At 69.6% G+C, this 2089-nt stretch carries 1 protein-coding gene; it reads left to right on the plus strand.

Translation table 11 applies throughout. The annotated features are described in order from the left end of the window. Window positions 1-2089, plus strand: a 2089-nt coding sequence (locus AB0B02_RS31820) for a type I polyketide synthase (protein WP_357306791.1), incomplete at both ends; no start/stop codon positions are given.

Raw genomic sequence — 2089 nt, forward strand, 5'->3', positions numbered from 1 at the left:
TACGTCTCGGTGATTGGTGACGCGCAGACCGGTAGTGAGGGGCATCTGCTGACGGGTAACGCGGCGAGTGTCATGTCGGGGCGGGTGGCGTACACGCTGGGCTTGGAGGGCCCGGCGGTGTCGGTGGACACGGCGTGTTCGTCGTCCCTGGTGGCGGTGCATTTGGCGGCGCAGGCGTTGCGGTCGGGTGAGTGTTCGATGGCCCTGGCCGGCGGCGTGACGGTGATGGCCACTCCGGGCGCGTTTGTGGAGTTTTCCCGGCAGGGTGGGTTGGCTGCTGATGGGCGGTGCAAACCGTTCGCGGACGCGGCTGACGGCACGGGTTGGGGTGAGGGTGTCGGAATCCTGGTGCTGGAACGACTGTCGGATGCCCGCCGGCGGGGGCATCAGGTGTTGGCGGTGGTGCGGGGCAGCGCGGTCAACCAGGACGGGGCTTCCAACGGGTTGAGCGCCCCGAATGGGCCGTCGCAGCAGCGGGTGATCCGTCAGGCTTTGGCGAATGCGCGGTTGTCGCCGGGCGAGGTGGATGTGGTGGAGGCGCACGGCACAGGCACCACGCTGGGTGATCCGATCGAGGCGCAGGCGCTGATCGCCGCGTACGGCCAGGACCGACCGCCGGGACAACCGCTGCGGTTGGGGTCGGTGAAGTCGAACATCGGCCACACCATGGCAGCCGCCGGCGTCGCCGGGATCATCAAGATGGTCCTGGCGATGCGGCACGGGTTGATGCCCGAGACGCTGCATGTGGACGCCCCGTCGTCGCATGTGGATTGGTCGGCTGGCTCGGTGCGTCTGCTGACCGAGGCCACGCCGTGGCCGGTCAACGGGCGGCCCCGGCGGGCTGGGGTGTCGTCGTTCGGGATCAGCGGCACCAACGCCCACCTCATCCTGGAGGAGGCTGAACCGGCACCGGACACGGCGTTGGGTCATGAGCCGGCCCCGCTACCGGGCGGCGGGGTGGTGCCGTGGTTGTTGTCGGCCAAGTCTGAGGTGGCGCTGCGGGCGCAGGCGCAGCGGTTGGCGGGGTTTGTGGTCGACCGGCCTGAGGTGGATCCGGTGGTGGTGGGGCGGGCGTTGGTGGACGGCCGGGCGACCGGGTTCGCGCATCGGGGTGTGGTGCTCGGCCAGCACCGGTCGGCGTTCATGGACGGGTTGCAGGCGCTGGCCGGGGGTGGTCAGGCGTCGGGGGTGGTGAGCGGGATCGCTGGGTCTGGTCGGTTGGCGGTGGTGTTTTCGGGGCAGGGTAGCCAGCGGGTTGGGATGGGTCTGGGTCTGTATGAGGCGTATCCGGTGTTCGCTGAGGCGTTCGATGAGGTCTGCGCATACTTCGACCAGCATTTGGAGCGGTCGTTGCGGGACGTGGTTGCGGGCGAGGCGCGGTTGTTGGATCAGACGGTGTATGCGCAGGCGGGGTTGTTCGCGGTGCAGGTGGCGTTGTACCGGTTGGTCGGTTCGTGGGGGGTGGTTCCGCAGTGTGTGGCGGGGCATTCGATTGGTGAGTTGAGTGCGGCTCATGTGGCGGGGGTGTGGGGTCTGGCTGATGCGGTGGCGGTGGTGGCTGCGCGGGGTCGTCTGATGCAGGCGCTTCCTGCTGGTGGGGCCATGGTGGCGCTGACCGCCAGCGACGCCGAAGCCCACGATCTGATCGCGGGGCACACCGATCTGGTGGGGGTGGCGGCGGTCAACGGCCCCCGCTCGACGGTGATCTCCGGTGACCGGGACGTGGTGTTGGACTTGGCGCAGCGGTGGCGAGACGCCGGTGGTAAGGCGCGGCGGTTGCGGGTCAGTCACGCGTTCCATTCGCCGTTGATGGAGCCGATGTTGGCCGACTTCGCCGACGTGTTGGGCGGGGTGGTGTGGCGGGAGCCGACCATCCCGGTGGTCTCGGGCACCCCCGGCGCGGACGTGACCGAACCCGGATACTGGCTGACGCACGCCCGCCAGACGGTGCGCTACCACGACGCGGTGAACGCGCTGCGCGAGCGAGACGTGGATGTCTTCCTCGAGCTGGGACCGGACGGCACGCTGACCTCGATGGCCGACACCCCCGATGCAGGCGTGTGGCTGCCCGCGCTGCGAGCTGAGCGGG

The sequence above is a fragment of the Micromonospora sp. NPDC049240 genome (assembly GCF_040647835.1).
Taxonomy (GTDB): domain Bacteria; phylum Actinomycetota; class Actinomycetes; order Mycobacteriales; family Micromonosporaceae; genus Micromonospora.